Raw genomic sequence first — 14306 nt, forward strand, 5'->3', positions numbered from 1 at the left:
TTTAAAATTGCTATTTCTTGAGCTTTTTGTTGTTGTTCTAGTAAAAAATTTTTCATCTTTGTAAGCTGTATTCACCATAGTAGTATAATTATACCATTTATTCACAACTCAAATAGGATTGCTATATCTGCTAAACTATCTAGTAAAAAAAGGGCTATTCTAGCTCCGAGTATATTATTCTGTTTTAGTTGAAATTGAACAGCTTCAAGTTGTTTAAGCTGTTTGATAAACTCTAACTCTGAAAATGTTCTAGGATATAGCATATTACTATTAAAGATAATTGTCTTATTTAATGAATCTATACCATGAATTATTACTGCTGTCGTTTCCAATTGTCAATCCTACTTACTAAATCCTTTAGTGGAATAATTGTAAATTGATGAGAACCTCCATCTCCCCAAATTTCATAAGCATATTTTTTTCCTCTATAAAATTTAATAAGTCCTAGTCCACCAATTTTTACCATGTCAACATATTTAGCATTCTGATAGTCATTAACAATAGTTTGACCATATATCATATTAATTAACTGTAAACCATTATTATTGTTTTTCGTAAACTCTAAATTTATACGATTATTTTCATGGTTTCTAGCATCTATCATTTGTTCAGTCACAATACCTTTTGAGTTTATCCAAACATCAAAGCTAACAGAATATTTTTTAAAAGAAGTTTTACTACTATAGTCTGGATAACCTTCTTCTAGCTTTTTAACAGAAGTTAAAGGTGTAATTTTTGCATGATTTCGAGACCATTTAATTACTGTTTTTATATTTTGTCCTGGCAGTGCATAAGCTGGTAAAATTTCACAATTTAGCACAGCTAAACTTAAACTAAATGTCAAGGCTAAGTAATTTTTAGGTTTCATATTTTACACAGTGCCTATATTTAAAAAATTACTTCTTTTACTAAAACATAAATTACTAAATCATCCCCAAATTCAAAACAAACCCCTTTAAAACATCATTTTTTCTAAACCAAAGTCATAACCTTATTATATTCTTCCTGATGACTTTGCAAAGCATCCCAAACATCAACCTTTTGCTGAAGATTTAACCACAATCTCGGTCCATTTCCTAACGCTTTACCCAAACGAATGGCAATATCTACAGTAATGGATTTTTCACCATTAATAATTTCCTGAATTGTTTGATGAGATATTCCTAAAACTTCGGCAAAATCGTGATAATTAACTTCTAAATCATCTAAAATATCTGCAATTACTTCACCTGGATGTATTGGTCTTGCTAATCTATCTTCAGTAATATTTTGCCAATTATTCATAATTAATACTCCTTAATAGCTTGGTGAAATTTATTTAACAGTTTTCAACTATTTACTACTATCTTAACACAACATTAATGGTAATCTTCTAAATTGACATCATAAGCATCACCATCTTCAAATTTAAAAGTTATTCGCCAGTTTCCTGATACCTTAATTGACCAAGTTCCTTTTCTATCTCCTTTTAATTCATGTAAATCATATCCTGGTAATCTAATATCATCTACAATTAAAGCTGAGTCTATAACTTCTAATCTAATTCTAATTTTCTTTTCTAGGTTTGCGGGAACTCCTTTATTAAAATTTTCTTTAAACAGATTTTCTAAAGACTTATTTTTAAATGTTTGAATCATTTATCTTTGAATTTTATGTCATTATGTGAATTATACAAAATTTCTACCTACAGTTACGCGATCGCACTCCCCAAATTCCCAAAACAACGATCGCACCTCCACATCCCCCAAAAAGCGATCGCTCTCCCTACATCCTCCAAACAACGATCGCACATCCTCAAACCCCAAAAAGCGATACCTTCGGTAAGCTACCGCTAACGCGCTTCCTGCACATCCCTAAACGCGATCGCACCCCCTCCAAACCCCAAAACAGCGATCGCATTCCTCACATCCCCAAACAAGCGATTACATTACCTAGACTTGTTGCATATTGCATATTATATGCTAAATTACTGAGTAATCAAATCAAAAAGCAATTAGAAACGGCTTAAGGAGAAAATTATGATTCGAGGCATTGTTATTCTGTGGACTATATTCTGTGGTTACTGCCTTTTTGCAGGAGTTGGTGGACTAGACACAAATATGATCTCAAGCAGTGATGCTTACGCTGCTGGTAGTGGACTGGGTATAGTTTTTATATTTATTTTATGGGGAATAGTTGTTGTACCAGTATCTCTGATTGGACTTTTGTTCAAAAAATAAAGGATGCCTAATGATAACTTGTAGAGACGTTCCATGTAACGTCTCTACAAAATTAAGGCAACGTCTTTACAACATCAGATGATGATTATTCTATACCTTCAATCCGATTTTCCACCTCCTGATACAACTCCCTCAACCGATCTAAATTCTCCTCACTTGTCTCCCAATAACCGCGACCATTGACTTCCAACAAAGTAGAAACAATCTTGCGGAAAGAATGCGGATTCAAATTCATCAGACGTTTCTGCATTTCCTCGTCTTTAATAAACGTCTCATTTGTCTCCTCATAAACCCAGTTATCTACAGCACCAGCAGTAGCACTCCAACCAGTAGTATTTACCAACCGCTTAGAAAGTTCCCGCACACCTTCATAACCGTGAGACAACATCCCCTCATACCATTTGGGGTTTAACAACTTCGTCCGCGCATCCAAACGCACAGTTTCCGATAAACTTCTTACCTGTGCATTCGCGGTAGTTGTATCTGCAATGTAAGATGCAGGTTTCTTACCATCTGTACGCAGACTTGCAACTAATTTTGTTGGGTCAGAGTCGAAATAATGGGAAACATCAGTTAAACTGATTTCCGAAGAATCCAGATTTTGGAAAGTTGCATCAGCAGTTTTCAAAGTAGTTTCAAAAATCTGCCGTGACTCATCCATTACCCCTGGGTTATCAGAATTGAAAGAGAAAGATTTGCGTTTCAAATACATTTCTTGCAACTCTGCTTCACTATCCCAAGTGCTATTCTCCACCGCTAAGTTGATATTAGAAGAATAAGAACCAGAAGCATTAGAGAAAACACGGGTTGCAGCTTGACGCAGATTTATTCCCATTTCCTCTGCTTGTTGCAGTGCGTGTTTCCGCACAAAGTTCATTTCTAAGGGTTCATCAGCTTCAGCAGCCATTTTTACACCTTGGTCCAGTAAGTTCATCTGGTTAATGAACAGATCACGGAAGACACCAGAACAGTTAATTACAACGTCAATTCTAGGACGACCCAATTCTTCCAAGGGTATCAATTCTAACTTGTTCACCCGTCCTAAAGAATCGGGAACAGGACGTACTCCCACCATCCACATAATTTGTGCCAGGGATTCCCCGTAGGTTTTGATGTTATCTGTACCCCAGAGGACACAGGCGATGGTTTCCGGCCAGTTTCCACCATTTTCGGACTTGTTGCGTTCTAACAGCCTATCAACGACAATTTTCGCCGATTGTACCGCCGCAGTGGTAGGAATAGATTGGGGATCTAAAGCGTGTATATTTTTACCTGTGGGCAATACATCAGGATTACGGATGGGGTCGCCACCGGGTCCGGGTAAAATATATTCACCTTCCAAACCTTGCAATAAACCGCCAAGTTCGTTATCTGCACATACTTGTTTTAAGCAAAATTCCAAATACTCAAACAAGGGTTTTAATGCAGATGTATCCACGTTATTAAAACCTGACTGATACAGCGATTCTACCCAAGGTTCTTTTTTACCCATGTTAAAGAAGTTCAACTTGGATACTAAGGAAACTCGACCTTCTGCATCAATTTGTTCTTGTACTAAAGCCGCTACAGCCGCACGGGTAGCCATTGTAATGTCTTGTAATAATTGCACATCGGCTAAAATGCCTTTGTCGCTGTTGCGGTAGATTTCTTCAATGTTGCGGCCTAAGCTGTTAGCAATGATGGAGGGTAAACCAAGTATACCGTCTTCTTGCCGATCTAAACTGGCAATATTCACTAAAGTGGCGATCGCCTCTTCCGCAGAAGGTGGTTTACCGATGATATGCAAACCGCAAGGTAATAAGCGAGATTCAATTTCCATCAACTTGCGATAAACAATCCCGACGATATTATCCCGTTCTTCAGAGGACATATCTTTTGCGTCGGTTTCTGGCAGGTCAATATCTTTATCTAAGTTAACAATGCGGCATTTGTCAACGATCGCATTCACAATGGAAACTCCCCGGCCGCTGTCTTTCAAAGTTTGGTAAGAACCAATTAACTCACTGAGTTCTTTCAAACCTTTGTATAAACCAGCATTTTCCGCAGGTGGAGTTAAGTAAGAAATTGTTTCTGCATAACTGCGACGTTTAGCAATAGTCGCTTCACTGGGGTTATTCGCTGCGTAATAATACAGGTTGGGAATTGTGCCAATTAATTGATCTGGGTAACAATCTCCAGACATCCCCATCTGTTTACCAGGCATAAACTCTAATGAGCCGTGTGTACCAAAATGTAAAACGGCATCAGCACCCCAAATTCTTTCTAAATAAGTATAGAAAGCGGCGAAGCCATGATGAGGACTAGCGGAACGGGAGAATAATAAGCGCATGGGGTCGCCTTCATAGCCGAAGGTGGGTTGCACACCGATGAAGACGTTACCAAAATGCTTACCGTATACGAGCAAGTTTTGTCCATCACTGTTTAAGTTTCCTGGTGGTGGACCCCAGTTTTCTTCTAAGCGTTGGGAGTACGGTGTCAGTGCTTCATATTCGGGGACTGACATTTTGTAAGCAATGTTGAGTTCAGGACTTGCGTACTGTGCTTGTGCGTCGTGGATGACTTGTTCCATCAACTCTTGGGCGGTTTCCGGGATGTCCCGCACATCGTAACCGTTGTTTCTCAGTCCTTTGAGAACTTCATGGATAGAACCAAATACGTCTAAATATGCCGCAGTTCCTACGTTTCCTTTATCGGGGGGGAAGCTGAAAACGGTGATGGCTACTTTTTTGATTAATTTGGGTTTGCGACGCAGACTAGCCCATTTTAAGGCACGTTGAGCAACAATTTCTACCCGGTCTTGGAGGGCGATCGCTCTACCTGTTGCCCCATCTTTACCGGATAGGATAATAGGCTCAATTGCTCCATCTAGTTCAGGTATAGCAATCTGTAAAGCCACTTGAATAGGATGTAACCCCAAATCGCTATCTAACCATTCTTCGGTGGTTTGGAACACCAAAGGCAAGGCTACCATGTAAGGACGGTTTAATTTTTTTAATGCTTCAATAGCTTTGGGATGGTCTTGTCTTGCAGGTCCACCCACTAAAGCAAAACCGGTTAAGGAAACAACCGCATCAACTAAGGGTAATCTGGTTGTAGGTTCGTAGAAATAAGCATCTACAGGTTTAGAGAAATCCAAACCACCAGCAAACACAGGGAGAACTTTTGCACCTAATGATTCTAATTCCTGGACAATTGCTACATAATGTGCATCATCTCCAGTAACTAGGTGAGTTCGTTGTAAAACCAAACCTACACATGGTGCGAGGGGATCTTTGATATTTCGAGAAATGTCTCTGCGGACAGAATACCAGTTTAGATATTCTCGTACATCTTCAAACATATTTGGCGCTAAAGGATGCCAAATACCCATGTCGGGATAAACTACTGGTGCTTGATATTCAGCAGCAGCTAGTTTTTGTTTATCTTCACCTTTTAAGACGTATTTATCAGCCAGCATCAGCAGGAAGTTTTCCAGGTTTTCTGCTGAACCACCTAACCAATACTGAAAACTCAGCATGAAGTTACGCGCATCTTGCGCTTTTTCAATGGGGAGGAATTTCAGCACTTGGGGAAGGGTACGCAAGAGCTTTAACATTCCATCTTGGAAACCAGCGCCAGATTTCTCTTTACGCTTCTTCATGAAGTTGGCAATAACGCTCTTAGATTGTCCCAACTGTGCCAAGGAGAAGCTACCCATTTTGTTAAGGCGCATAACTTCAGGCATGGAGGGGAACACAACCGCTACATCGAAGTTATCCCGGTGGGGTTCGACTGCTGCGACGAGTTTCTGCGCTAAGTCTTCAATAAATATCAGGGAAGCGATGAATATATTAGCACTAGCTATATCGCGTTTAAAATCTTCATAGTTTTCCGAGTCGCGCAGTTCCTCAATTAAGTAACCACTAATTTCAATGGCCACGCTGGGATGGTTGGCGTTAATTTCCCGTACTGCTTGAGATAAAGAACTTTGATATTGAGACTCAAGCACAACATAAACGACTTTAATCAGATTGCGTCCGCGTAGGTCGTCAGGTGCAATATGTCTAATTGTGGACTTGACCTGGGTGAACATTCAGATAAGCTCCTTTGAGGCGTGTTCTCTACTGGAAGTTCATTTCTTCCATTTTCTTCGGCAATTAAGAGTTTTGTACCAGAAAACTCTGTGTCAGTGGGGGTTTTCTCCCTGAACTGAAACAAAATGATATAAAAAACGTAATCATTATTGATAAATCTTAACAATTTAGCAAGGTTTTCTCAGATGTTTGTAATTTCTATTTACATAAATAGTTGGTTATTTAACTATATGGTTGTTGAATGATTATGTAGTTGGTATAGGAATGAACCACAGAGGTAAGAGAGTTTTTGTGTACATCGTTATTTTCTCTGTTAAATAATCTATATAAAAAAAATTAAATTAATCGTATATAATATGATATGAGATAGTTAAAATTACAGCCTTATTTTTCAATGAGGATATGACCATGAATGCTTTAACTGTTAATTTAGAATCAGTAATAGAAATGACTGATGAGCAGTTTTTTCAACTATGTCAAAACAACCGGGAATTGAGATTTGAAAGAAATGCAAATGGAGAGTTAATAATTATGCCACCAACGGGAGGAGAAACGGGAAATCGTAATGGTAGAATCACTCAACAATTAATGAATTGGACTGATATTGATGGTACTGGGATAGCTTTTGATTCTTCTACTTGTTTTAAGTTACCAAATGGTGCAGATCGTTCTCCTGATGCTTCTTGGATCAAGTTAGAAAGATGGAATGCTTTAACTGATGAGGAAAAACAAAAGTTTCCTCCTATTTGTCCTGATTTTGTAATTGAGTTACTTTCTCCTAGTGATAGTTTGAAGACTACACAAGAAAAGATGAGAGAGTATATAGATAATGGTGTGCGTTTGGGGATATTAATTAATCGTAAATCTCGTCAAGTTGAGATTTATAGACAAGGAAAAGAGGTTGAGGTTTTAGATTCTCCTGCTACGGTTTCGGGGGAAGATGTTTTAAAGGGTTTTGTTTTGAATTTGGGGATGATTTGGTAAAATAAGCTCCTTTAAAGCGTGTTTTCCTGAAGTTTGTCACGGCTAATATAGCCGTTTGTAACTTCAATTATTTTCGGTAATAAGAGTTTTTTAGTAGAAAACTCTGATTTTGTGCGAATTTTCTCCCCTAGATGACACAAAATGATGAATCTTAACAAAGAATGCAGGTTCTCTCACCTGGTTTTAAATTTCGTTTACATACTTGTTTCACCATTTAGTGCTAGTGATAAAAAATAAATACATAAGTTGTCTGAGCGATTGAGGTGGCGATCTCCTAACATTAGAGTAGTTGCGAGCGATCACTATTCAGGCATAAGTTGGGAGAGCGATCGCCCTTGAGTTTAAATAAATATAGAATCATATAAACAAAACAGCACTATGACTTCACGACTCGAAAATGCGATCGCTGCTATCCAACAGCTATCATCTACAGAACGTCAACAACTGTTGCAAATTTTTACCCAAAGCAATTCATTCTCAAACTCTGAAAACGATCTTAAAAATCTCAGTCATCAGTTTTGGCAAGATACCACACTCAAGGAACTACTTGCCACACAGACCCCTATCACCGTAGATAACCTCAAACATCTTGCTGCTGACTTTTGGCCTGAAGAAGACTCCATCGAAGATTTTCTCATCTTCCTACGACAACAACGCCAAGAAGTGATTTAACGCAACGCCATGAGCTTTTACCTCATTGATACTGATATCGCTTCTTTCATCTTCAAAGGTAGTGATTATGCCGACCCTTACTTACCTTATTTAACTGGTCAACAATTAGCAATGTCATTCATGACCGTAGCTGAACTGTTTCAGTGGGCAATTTTGCGTAAATGGGGAGATAGTCGTTTCACACAACTAGAACAATACCTATCTAACTACTTAATTATTCCAGTTGATCAATCACTTTGTCGAGAATGGGCGTATATTCGTGCCAAGCGACAAAGTGCAGGACGACCAATATCTCCACAAGATGCTTGGATTGCTGCAACAGCTTTACGCTATGACTTACCGCTACTTACTCACAACATCAAAGACTTTCTCGATATTCCCAATCTCCGGCTTATTATTCCTTCATCCTAATGGTGAAGATCATCGGATGATTTTATTAGTTAGGAGAATGGGCGATCGCCATTTATAATCTTCTTCCTTTGCTTCCTTCGTGTCTTCGTGGTTCATCATTTCTTAAACTAGGAAACTTACAGATTAATCAATAATCAAGAATTGGTTTGTCGGAAGTTGGGGATTTTTTTGTCTGAATCAGGATGTCCAGGATTAAAGGATTTACAGGATATTATTTAATGATTGTTAGTGGGAATTTGGGGATTTTTTTGTTTATCCTGATTCAGATATTACAACATTCAGCACCAACAGATAACTGATAAATTACATCCTGTACATCCTCAAATCCTGGATATCCTGATTCAGACAATAGTTAATAATTCTATAATCTTTTATAAGGTTGGACTGTGATTAAACCTGGAATAACAGCATAATGCTTAACATTAAATGTATGTAATGATAAACCGAAAGCGATTGATGTTTGACCAATTAAAGCATCAATTAATCCCAAATTATGACTAAGATGATAATTTGCAAATACTTCTAATGCTTGATCACAAGTTTCAGGTGTTGCCCAAATTACTTCAACATTATTAATAAATTTGCGAATTTCCTGCAATTCCAACTAATTCTTACATCCTTGCATCAATTCCATTGCTACATAACCAGGTAAAGCAATTTCTTCATCTCCTAAAGAACTTAACCAAATAATTGCAGGTGAATATTTACGCAGAAAGTCAATCACAATATCACTATCTAGGAGAATCATAATCTCTCCTTTGGGACTGTTCACGTAACTGACGAGCGTAAACAAGACTATCTGGAATATCGTCCCTTTTTTCCCATAAACCTATCAAACTCGAATCAAGTAACTCACGAGCAGTTAATATTTTTTTCTTTACAGATAGAGGAGATGACAATACAATTACTTCTACAATTGTTCCCTCTGGTAACTCAGTTGTAGGTAATTCAATTTTGCCATTTTTACCAACGGTTGCTTTTTGTTTAATTCCAGTAATCATGGGTAGTTTTTATTTCCTTGTTGATTTTTATTATAACATCTATATTACAGCGATTTCTATTTAAGTGAGGTACAAGTAGTAATAATTGTAGCTTGCTTCCCGAAGGGTACGCAGATAAACGCAGATAATTTTCTACTTCGTTAAATTGGAAAACTATAGTGTTATCAAGTACAAATATATACATGACTAATTTTGCTGTATTTCACCCTTAGCAAGTCTTAGATTGTTGTAAGCTTTGTCATTAAACAACACAGGAGTATCACTTTTCTGAAAAAGTCTGAAAAAGTTAGACACTGTGTTTTAAATAACCTAGCACATTTACAAGTAAAGCGGTATCAGGCAGATCCCCGACTTCTTAAAGAAGTCGGGGATCTTAAACCCAGCTTATAATCTTCTTCCTTCGCTTCCTTCGTGTCTTCGTGGTTCATTATTTCTTAAACATGGTTGTTAGGAAGTTGAGTTTTTTTTGTTTATGATTATTCAGAATAATACAACATTCAGCACCAACAAATAACCGATAAATCACATCTTGTACTCAAATCCTGGACATCCTGAATTTTTACATTGAATCTAAATAACGCCGTAATTTACTACTAATAACATCAATTACTGTTACTACTACTAATAACACTAACATCATGGTTGTAGCTTTGTTGTATTCAAAACCATCTATATAACTTTTTAACTGAAAACCTATTCCTCCTGCACCAACTACACCGAGTACGGAAGCAGCACGGATATTGTACTCAAACATCCACAAAGTATAGCCTAATCCCAAGGGTAAAACTTGGGGTATTATTCCATATTGAACTACTTGAATTCTTGATGCACCAATTACCTGTAAAGATTCTAAAGAACGAGCATCTACAGCTTCAATAGCTTGTTGATAAAATTTAGCAAGATAACCAATAGTGTAGATGGATAAAGCTAACGTTCCTGCGGGAGCGCCTAAACCGGTAGCTGCTACAAATATTAAACCGAGAATAATTGAGGGAACAGAACGAACGGCATTTTGCAGTAAATTTGCTAACCAACGTAACCATAAGGGAGCGATATTATTAGCACTGGCGATCGCTATTGGTAGGGAAATAATAGCACCAAGAGAAGTTCCCCATAAGGACATTTGCACGGTTTCAATTAATCCTTTAATTGCTATATCTACCACTTTCCAATCTGGTGGAAATAAGCGACTAATAAAATCTATAATATAAGGCCAGCTATCTTTTAATAGTGCAGAGTCTACTTTTAAACCTTGCAAAGCCCAAATATAAGCTACTACCATTACTAATACAATCACTATATTAATTAGCCAAGAGTAATGGTGAAGAAATTTAGAATTAAAGGATTTTTTCATTTTTTTCATGACTCGTAATTTTGATTTGAGAATATAAAAATAAAATCAATAATAATGTAAGTTGCTAATTGGGCAATTTGTCAGAATCAGGATGTCTTGTTACTGAGCGACTTGTCCTGAGCCTGTCCTGAGCCTGTCCTGAGCGGTGTCGAAGGGCGGTGTCGAAGGGCGCAGTCGAAGTAAGTCGAAGTACAGGATTTAAGGATTTACAGGATTAAAACAAAAATGTTATCAGCAAAAATTAAACATTAATTATAAAGTTATTGGGGTGAATCTAGATTTTTACACGCTTATAACATGAGAAAATTTTTCTTGCAAGTTATCACATTTTCCGTCATAAACTACACGACCCGCATCTAAAACTATAGCTCTGTGGGCGTATTCTGCGGCTATGCCTAAATCATGTAATACTGTGATAATAGTTAAGCCTTGATCTGTGTTGAGGTGAGATAAAGTTTGCATTACTTGTTGGGATGCAACTACATCTAAACCGGTGATAGGTTCATCAGCTAAAAGTATTTGTGGTGATTGAATTAAAGCACGGGCGATCGCTACTCTTTGTTGTTGTCCACCGCTCAGTTGACCCGTTTTTTGATACATTTGCTCCCTTAAACCTAATTGTCCTAATAATTCTCTTGCCAAAAGGCGATCGCGTTGAGGAAAACCAAATAAAGTTTGTCTAGTTGTTCTCACACCCAAACGACCACACAAAACATTTTCAATAGCTGATAATTGCCGAATTAAACCACCACCTTGAAACAACATCCCAATTTCCCGGCGAATTTTCGGCAATGTTTGGGGAGTAATTTGTAAACCACTAATGTGAATTTCTCCTTTTTCCAATGGTACTAAACCTACCAGCGATCGCAATAATGTAGACTTACCTGCACCATTCAAACCCAACAAAACCACAAATTCACCTTGTTCAATCTCAAGATTAATATTGTTGAGGATAGGACGATTTAAAGATGTAGAATAAGCCGTTTCTAAATTATGACATTCGATCTGTTTCACGCTAGTAATTGATAATAGCTAATTGGATATAAGGAGAAATTTTTATAGGGGTTTAGCATAATGCTTACCCCTAATTACAGCAGATTGCAGATCAATGAGCTACAGAATCTCAATTGAACCTTATGTACAAGGCCAGTTTTACTCCTGACTCCTGACTTCTGCTGTAATTATGGTTCCATTCCCAAAGTTTTCAAGGCTTCGCGGACAGGTTTGAGATGACGATTATGATCGACTCTCACTAACTCTGTAGAATTATACAAGCTCTTGAGCATTTCGTTATTTTCTGGTCTATTTAACTTGAGTAGGGCGTTAATGATTTTTTCCCGAACATCTGCTCGAATATCATCATCAAAAACAACTCCGTGAGCAGGAACACCAGAAATTTTATGCAGCACACGTAACTTAGACCGGTCTTCATTGGAAATATAAGGGGGGTACATGGCATATTCTGATACTACTGCCACATCCGCTTGACCACGCACCACAGCTTCTAAAGCTTTACTATAATTACCGCCGTAGGCAATTTGACCAAAGAACCCTTCCATACGGTCTTTATCAGGTACAAAACCGTTTTTCACCAACTCACTCACAGGGAACATAAAACCTGAACCAGAAGTAGGAGAAGTAAACGCCATTCTTTTACCCCGTAGCTGTTCCAGAGTTGCTTTCGCAGTATTTCTGGTTTGCAGAGGGCTATTTTTGGGAACAACAAATATGGAGTTGTAAGTAAATCTCCCGGAATAATTGTCACGAACTTCCGCTAAGTGCAAGCGTGCATTTGCTAATTGTTCAGCCTTCAAAGCTGGACGACTACTCAAGAAAGCCACATCAGCACGGTTGGCTCGTAAAGCTTCCACTGCGGCTGTATCATCAGCTAACTGCGCTCTTACAGGCATTCCCAATTCTTTAGACAAGAATTTGGCTACCTTGTTAGCCTTTTCTTGCAAATCAGGTGCATCCTTTCGAGTAGGAAAAACTATTGTTAAAGTTTGGGAACTTCTTTGGGCAAGTAAGCGTGGTGCTTGTTGGTTGAGATTTGGGTTAGCTACAACTTCTTGCATTCCGCCCAAGGTGCTAACTAAACCAGCGAGGGCTGCAAATGCCCCACTAGCAGCTAATAAGCCCTTTTTAGTCACACCCACTTTATTGCTATTCATTAGTAAATTTTCTCAGTATTTTTGCAAATAACTTTCAACTAATCTGGTAAATCAATTTAAAACTTTTAGGAATAAAAGTCAATAAGCTAGATGAAAATTATTTCCAATATTTATTTGCAAAATTTACTAAATTACGTTTTGTTGTGATTTTTTGTAAATTATTGTGTTTGGTAGCGTTTAAACAAAAGTTATTAAATTACGACAAATTATAAAATATGGAATATTGAACCACTCCAGGCACGGATAACAGAGAAAATTTATTGGTAAAACTGAATAAATCTGTGATGATGAAACAATTAAATTAAAAGTTGTCAGGTGGGTTAGGAACGTAACCCACTATTAATATTTAACCCTCTGCAATATTTTGATTATTTAACCAAATAACCAAATCATTAACACTGGTAAAATCCAACAACGCTAAACCTAGATTTTCCAAATCTTCCACAGATAACTTATTAATTTTTACCTGTAAATCTTGATTAATTCCACCTATCCGACGTTCTAACTGACGTATCACCAGATTTAATTCTGATTCATAACGCACATCTTGATAATATCTAGTGTTTTTCAAATCACTCATAGTAAACATTCTTGCTAACTCCTGGGGACTAAGAAGGGGTAATTTATAGGAAACTATTGTCTGAATTAAATCTAGCAAATTTCTTTGTTGACGGGTATCAGGTAAATCTGATTTTGCTTGTGATAATAAAGTTCTCGCTAAAGCTGGAACTGCTTTTTCTTTTTCCACCACTAACTTAATGATACCTAATCCCAAGGATGTTTGTACATCTACCCATTCATCCAAATATAACCGATTTACCAAAGGACTTTCCAATAAATAGCGATAGGGTTCTATTTCTGTGGGTTCTATACTACGTTTAGCAAATAAAACCACAGCTTGCCAGGGTGTAGTGGAAGCATAGAGATGTAAATAAAGAAAGATTTCCGAAAAAAAGCGAGAATAAAAATCCTCATCTCTTTGAAATTGCACCTCTACAAAATAAATCGTTCTTTTTGGTTGATTATCTTTAGGTACAAATACACCATCAATTCTAAAAGCTGTTTGTTTGAGTTCTACAGAAGCAAAATCATAAGCATTTGCTTCACTAGGGGGTAAATTAATCAGTTCAAAAAAAGATTGAGGTAAGGTTTGAAAAATGCGATAAAAGATAGAATCAGTTTTCATAAGCTGTTGTGCAGCTAGATTGTATAATAGGGAATTAAGTAACTAAGCGATCGCTTCTGAATTATGCCAGCAAAAAACCATCTGTCTCAAGAACAGAGAGAAAAGCTCTTAAAACACCTAAAAGAGCAAGATAATCCTTATGTAAGAGAGAAAATACTAATATTATTGTTGATGAATGATGGGAAAACTTACCAGGAAATAAGTGATTTTTTAAACATAGCATATACAACAGTAG

At 37.2% G+C, this 14306-nt stretch carries 17 protein-coding genes; 5 read left to right on the top strand and 12 right to left on the bottom strand.

The features are described from left to right. Window positions 1–101 precede the first annotated feature (101 nt). The 4 genes from FFR48_RS17870 to FFR48_RS17885 form a co-directional block, all read right to left on the bottom strand. Window positions 102–332: a hypothetical protein gene (locus FFR48_RS17870; protein WP_137668301.1), complete on the bottom strand. Its 231-nt coding sequence runs from the start codon at window positions 330–332 to the stop codon at window positions 102–104. Beyond that, on the bottom strand, window positions 314–868 hold the full coding sequence (locus tag FFR48_RS17875) for a hypothetical protein (RefSeq protein ID WP_096566389.1): 555 nt from the start codon (window positions 866–868) through the stop codon (window positions 314–316). Before FFR48_RS17875 ends, FFR48_RS17870 begins: the two co-directional genes overlap by 19 nt. 104 nt (window positions 869–972) lie before the next feature. Beyond that, window positions 973–1284, bottom strand: a complete 312-nt coding sequence (locus FFR48_RS17880; protein ID WP_096566387.1) for a HigA family addiction module antitoxin — start codon at window positions 1282–1284, stop codon at window positions 973–975. Window positions 1285–1358: 74 nt separating this feature from the next. Continuing rightward, on the bottom strand, window positions 1359–1637 hold the full coding sequence (locus FFR48_RS17885; RefSeq protein ID WP_096566385.1) for a type II toxin-antitoxin system RelE/ParE family toxin: 279 nt from the start codon (window positions 1635–1637) through the stop codon (window positions 1359–1361). Window positions 1638–1652: 15 nt separating this feature from the next. Between FFR48_RS17885 and FFR48_RS17890 the strand changes: the two genes are divergently transcribed. Both FFR48_RS17890 and FFR48_RS17895 read left to right on the top strand, forming a co-directional pair. Continuing rightward, on the top strand, window positions 1653–1835 hold the full coding sequence (locus tag FFR48_RS17890) for a hypothetical protein (RefSeq protein WP_137668302.1): 183 nt from the start codon (window positions 1653–1655) through the stop codon (window positions 1833–1835). 183 nt (window positions 1836–2018) lie between these two features. Next, the gene (locus FFR48_RS17895; RefSeq protein ID WP_137668303.1) at window positions 2019–2219 is read left to right on the top strand and encodes a hypothetical protein; all 201 of its coding nucleotides are present in this window, start codon (window positions 2019–2021) and stop codon (window positions 2217–2219) included. An 85-nt stretch (window positions 2220–2304) separates the two neighbouring features. On the opposite strand, the gene FFR48_RS17900 is transcribed toward FFR48_RS17895, so the two are convergent. Further along, window positions 2305–6291: a magnesium chelatase subunit H gene (locus FFR48_RS17900; RefSeq protein WP_137668304.1), complete on the bottom strand. Its 3987-nt coding sequence runs from the start codon at window positions 6289–6291 to the stop codon at window positions 2305–2307. A gap of 409 nt (window positions 6292–6700) precedes the next feature. Here FFR48_RS17900 and FFR48_RS17905 point away from each other — a divergent pair, with 409 nt between their 5' ends. The 3 genes from FFR48_RS17905 to FFR48_RS17915 all read left to right on the top strand — a co-directional run bounded on the left by FFR48_RS17905 (window position 6701) and on the right by FFR48_RS17915 (window position 8359). Next, window positions 6701–7276 carry a Uma2 family endonuclease gene (locus FFR48_RS17905; RefSeq protein WP_137668305.1) on the top strand — a complete coding sequence of 192 codons (576 nt, stop codon included), beginning with the start codon at window positions 6701–6703 and terminating at the stop codon, window positions 7274–7276. A 378-nt stretch (window positions 7277–7654) separates the two neighbouring features. After that, window positions 7655–7948, top strand: a complete 294-nt coding sequence (locus FFR48_RS17910) for a hypothetical protein (RefSeq protein ID WP_137668306.1) — start codon at window positions 7655–7657, stop codon at window positions 7946–7948. Between the two features lie 9 nt (window positions 7949–7957). After that, window positions 7958–8359, top strand: a complete 402-nt coding sequence (locus FFR48_RS17915; protein WP_137668307.1) for a type II toxin-antitoxin system VapC family toxin — start codon at window positions 7958–7960, stop codon at window positions 8357–8359. Between the two features lie 361 nt (window positions 8360–8720). On the opposite strand, the gene FFR48_RS17920 is transcribed toward FFR48_RS17915, so the two are convergent. From FFR48_RS17920 to FFR48_RS17950, 7 genes are all read right to left on the bottom strand, one after another. Continuing rightward, on the bottom strand, window positions 8721–8957 hold the full coding sequence (locus tag FFR48_RS17920; protein ID WP_137668308.1) for a PIN domain-containing protein: 237 nt from the start codon (window positions 8955–8957) through the stop codon (window positions 8721–8723). Window positions 8958–8963: 6 nt separating this feature from the next. Next, window positions 8964–9107, bottom strand: a complete 144-nt coding sequence (locus FFR48_RS17925) for a PIN domain-containing protein (RefSeq protein ID WP_137668309.1) — start codon at window positions 9105–9107, stop codon at window positions 8964–8966. After that, on the bottom strand, window positions 9091–9360 hold the full coding sequence (locus FFR48_RS17930) for a hypothetical protein (RefSeq protein ID WP_137668310.1): 270 nt from the start codon (window positions 9358–9360) through the stop codon (window positions 9091–9093). Before FFR48_RS17930 ends, FFR48_RS17925 begins: the two co-directional genes overlap by 17 nt. A 559-nt stretch (window positions 9361–9919) precedes the next feature. Then, complete coding sequence (gene phnE, locus FFR48_RS17935; protein WP_096572599.1) at window positions 9920–10714, bottom strand: phosphonate ABC transporter, permease protein PhnE; 795 nt, start codon at window positions 10712–10714, stop codon at window positions 9920–9922. A gap of 282 nt (window positions 10715–10996) precedes the next feature. Continuing rightward, on the bottom strand, window positions 10997–11728 hold the full coding sequence (locus FFR48_RS17940; RefSeq protein ID WP_137668311.1) for a phosphonate ABC transporter ATP-binding protein: 732 nt from the start codon (window positions 11726–11728) through the stop codon (window positions 10997–10999). Between the two features lie 167 nt (window positions 11729–11895). Then, on the bottom strand, window positions 11896–12870 hold the full coding sequence (locus tag FFR48_RS17945) for a phosphate/phosphite/phosphonate ABC transporter substrate-binding protein (protein WP_137668313.1): 975 nt from the start codon (window positions 12868–12870) through the stop codon (window positions 11896–11898). 361 nt (window positions 12871–13231) lie between these two features. Further along, window positions 13232–14071, bottom strand: coding sequence for an Rpn family recombination-promoting nuclease/putative transposase (locus FFR48_RS17950; protein ID WP_137668312.1), 840 nt, complete (start codon window positions 14069–14071; stop codon window positions 13232–13234). Window positions 14072–14306 lie beyond the last annotated feature (235 nt).

Source organism: Sphaerospermopsis reniformis (assembly GCF_005402885.1).
Lineage (GTDB): Bacteria > Cyanobacteriota > Cyanobacteriia > Cyanobacteriales > Nostocaceae > Sphaerospermopsis > Sphaerospermopsis kisseleviana.

Excerpts from the sequence above, each read along its gene's own strand:
- FFR48_RS17910 (WP_137668306.1), top strand. The coding sequence starts at position 7,655 with ATGACTTCACGACTCGAAAATGCGATCGCTGCTATCCAACAGCTATCA.
- FFR48_RS17905 (WP_137668305.1), top strand. The coding sequence starts at position 6,701 with ATGAATGCTTTAACTGTTAATTTAGAATCAGTAATAGAAATGACTGAT.
- FFR48_RS17915 (WP_137668307.1), top strand. The coding sequence starts at position 7,958 with ATGAGCTTTTACCTCATTGATACTGATATCGCTTCTTTCATCTTCAAA.
- FFR48_RS17895 (WP_137668303.1), top strand. The coding sequence starts at position 2,019 with ATGATTCGAGGCATTGTTATTCTGTGGACTATATTCTGTGGTTACTGC.
- FFR48_RS17875 (WP_096566389.1), bottom strand. The coding sequence starts at position 868 with ATGAAACCTAAAAATTACTTAGCCTTGACATTTAGTTTAAGTTTAGCT.
- FFR48_RS17880 (WP_096566387.1), bottom strand. The coding sequence starts at position 1,284 with ATGAATAATTGGCAAAATATTACTGAAGATAGATTAGCAAGACCAATA.
- FFR48_RS17900 (WP_137668304.1), bottom strand. The coding sequence starts at position 6,291 with ATGTTCACCCAGGTCAAGTCCACAATTAGACATATTGCACCTGACGAC.
- phnE (WP_096572599.1), bottom strand. The coding sequence starts at position 10,714 with ATGAAAAAATCCTTTAATTCTAAATTTCTTCACCATTACTCTTGGCTA.
- FFR48_RS17950 (WP_137668312.1), bottom strand. The coding sequence starts at position 14,071 with ATGAAAACTGATTCTATCTTTTATCGCATTTTTCAAACCTTACCTCAA.
- FFR48_RS17885 (WP_096566385.1), bottom strand. The coding sequence starts at position 1,637 with ATGATTCAAACATTTAAAAATAAGTCTTTAGAAAATCTGTTTAAAGAA.
- FFR48_RS17890 (WP_137668302.1), top strand. The coding sequence starts at position 1,653 with ATGTCATTATGTGAATTATACAAAATTTCTACCTACAGTTACGCGATC.
- FFR48_RS17930 (WP_137668310.1), bottom strand. The coding sequence starts at position 9,360 with ATGATTACTGGAATTAAACAAAAAGCAACCGTTGGTAAAAATGGCAAA.
- FFR48_RS17925 (WP_137668309.1), bottom strand. The coding sequence starts at position 9,107 with ATGATTCTCCTAGATAGTGATATTGTGATTGACTTTCTGCGTAAATAT.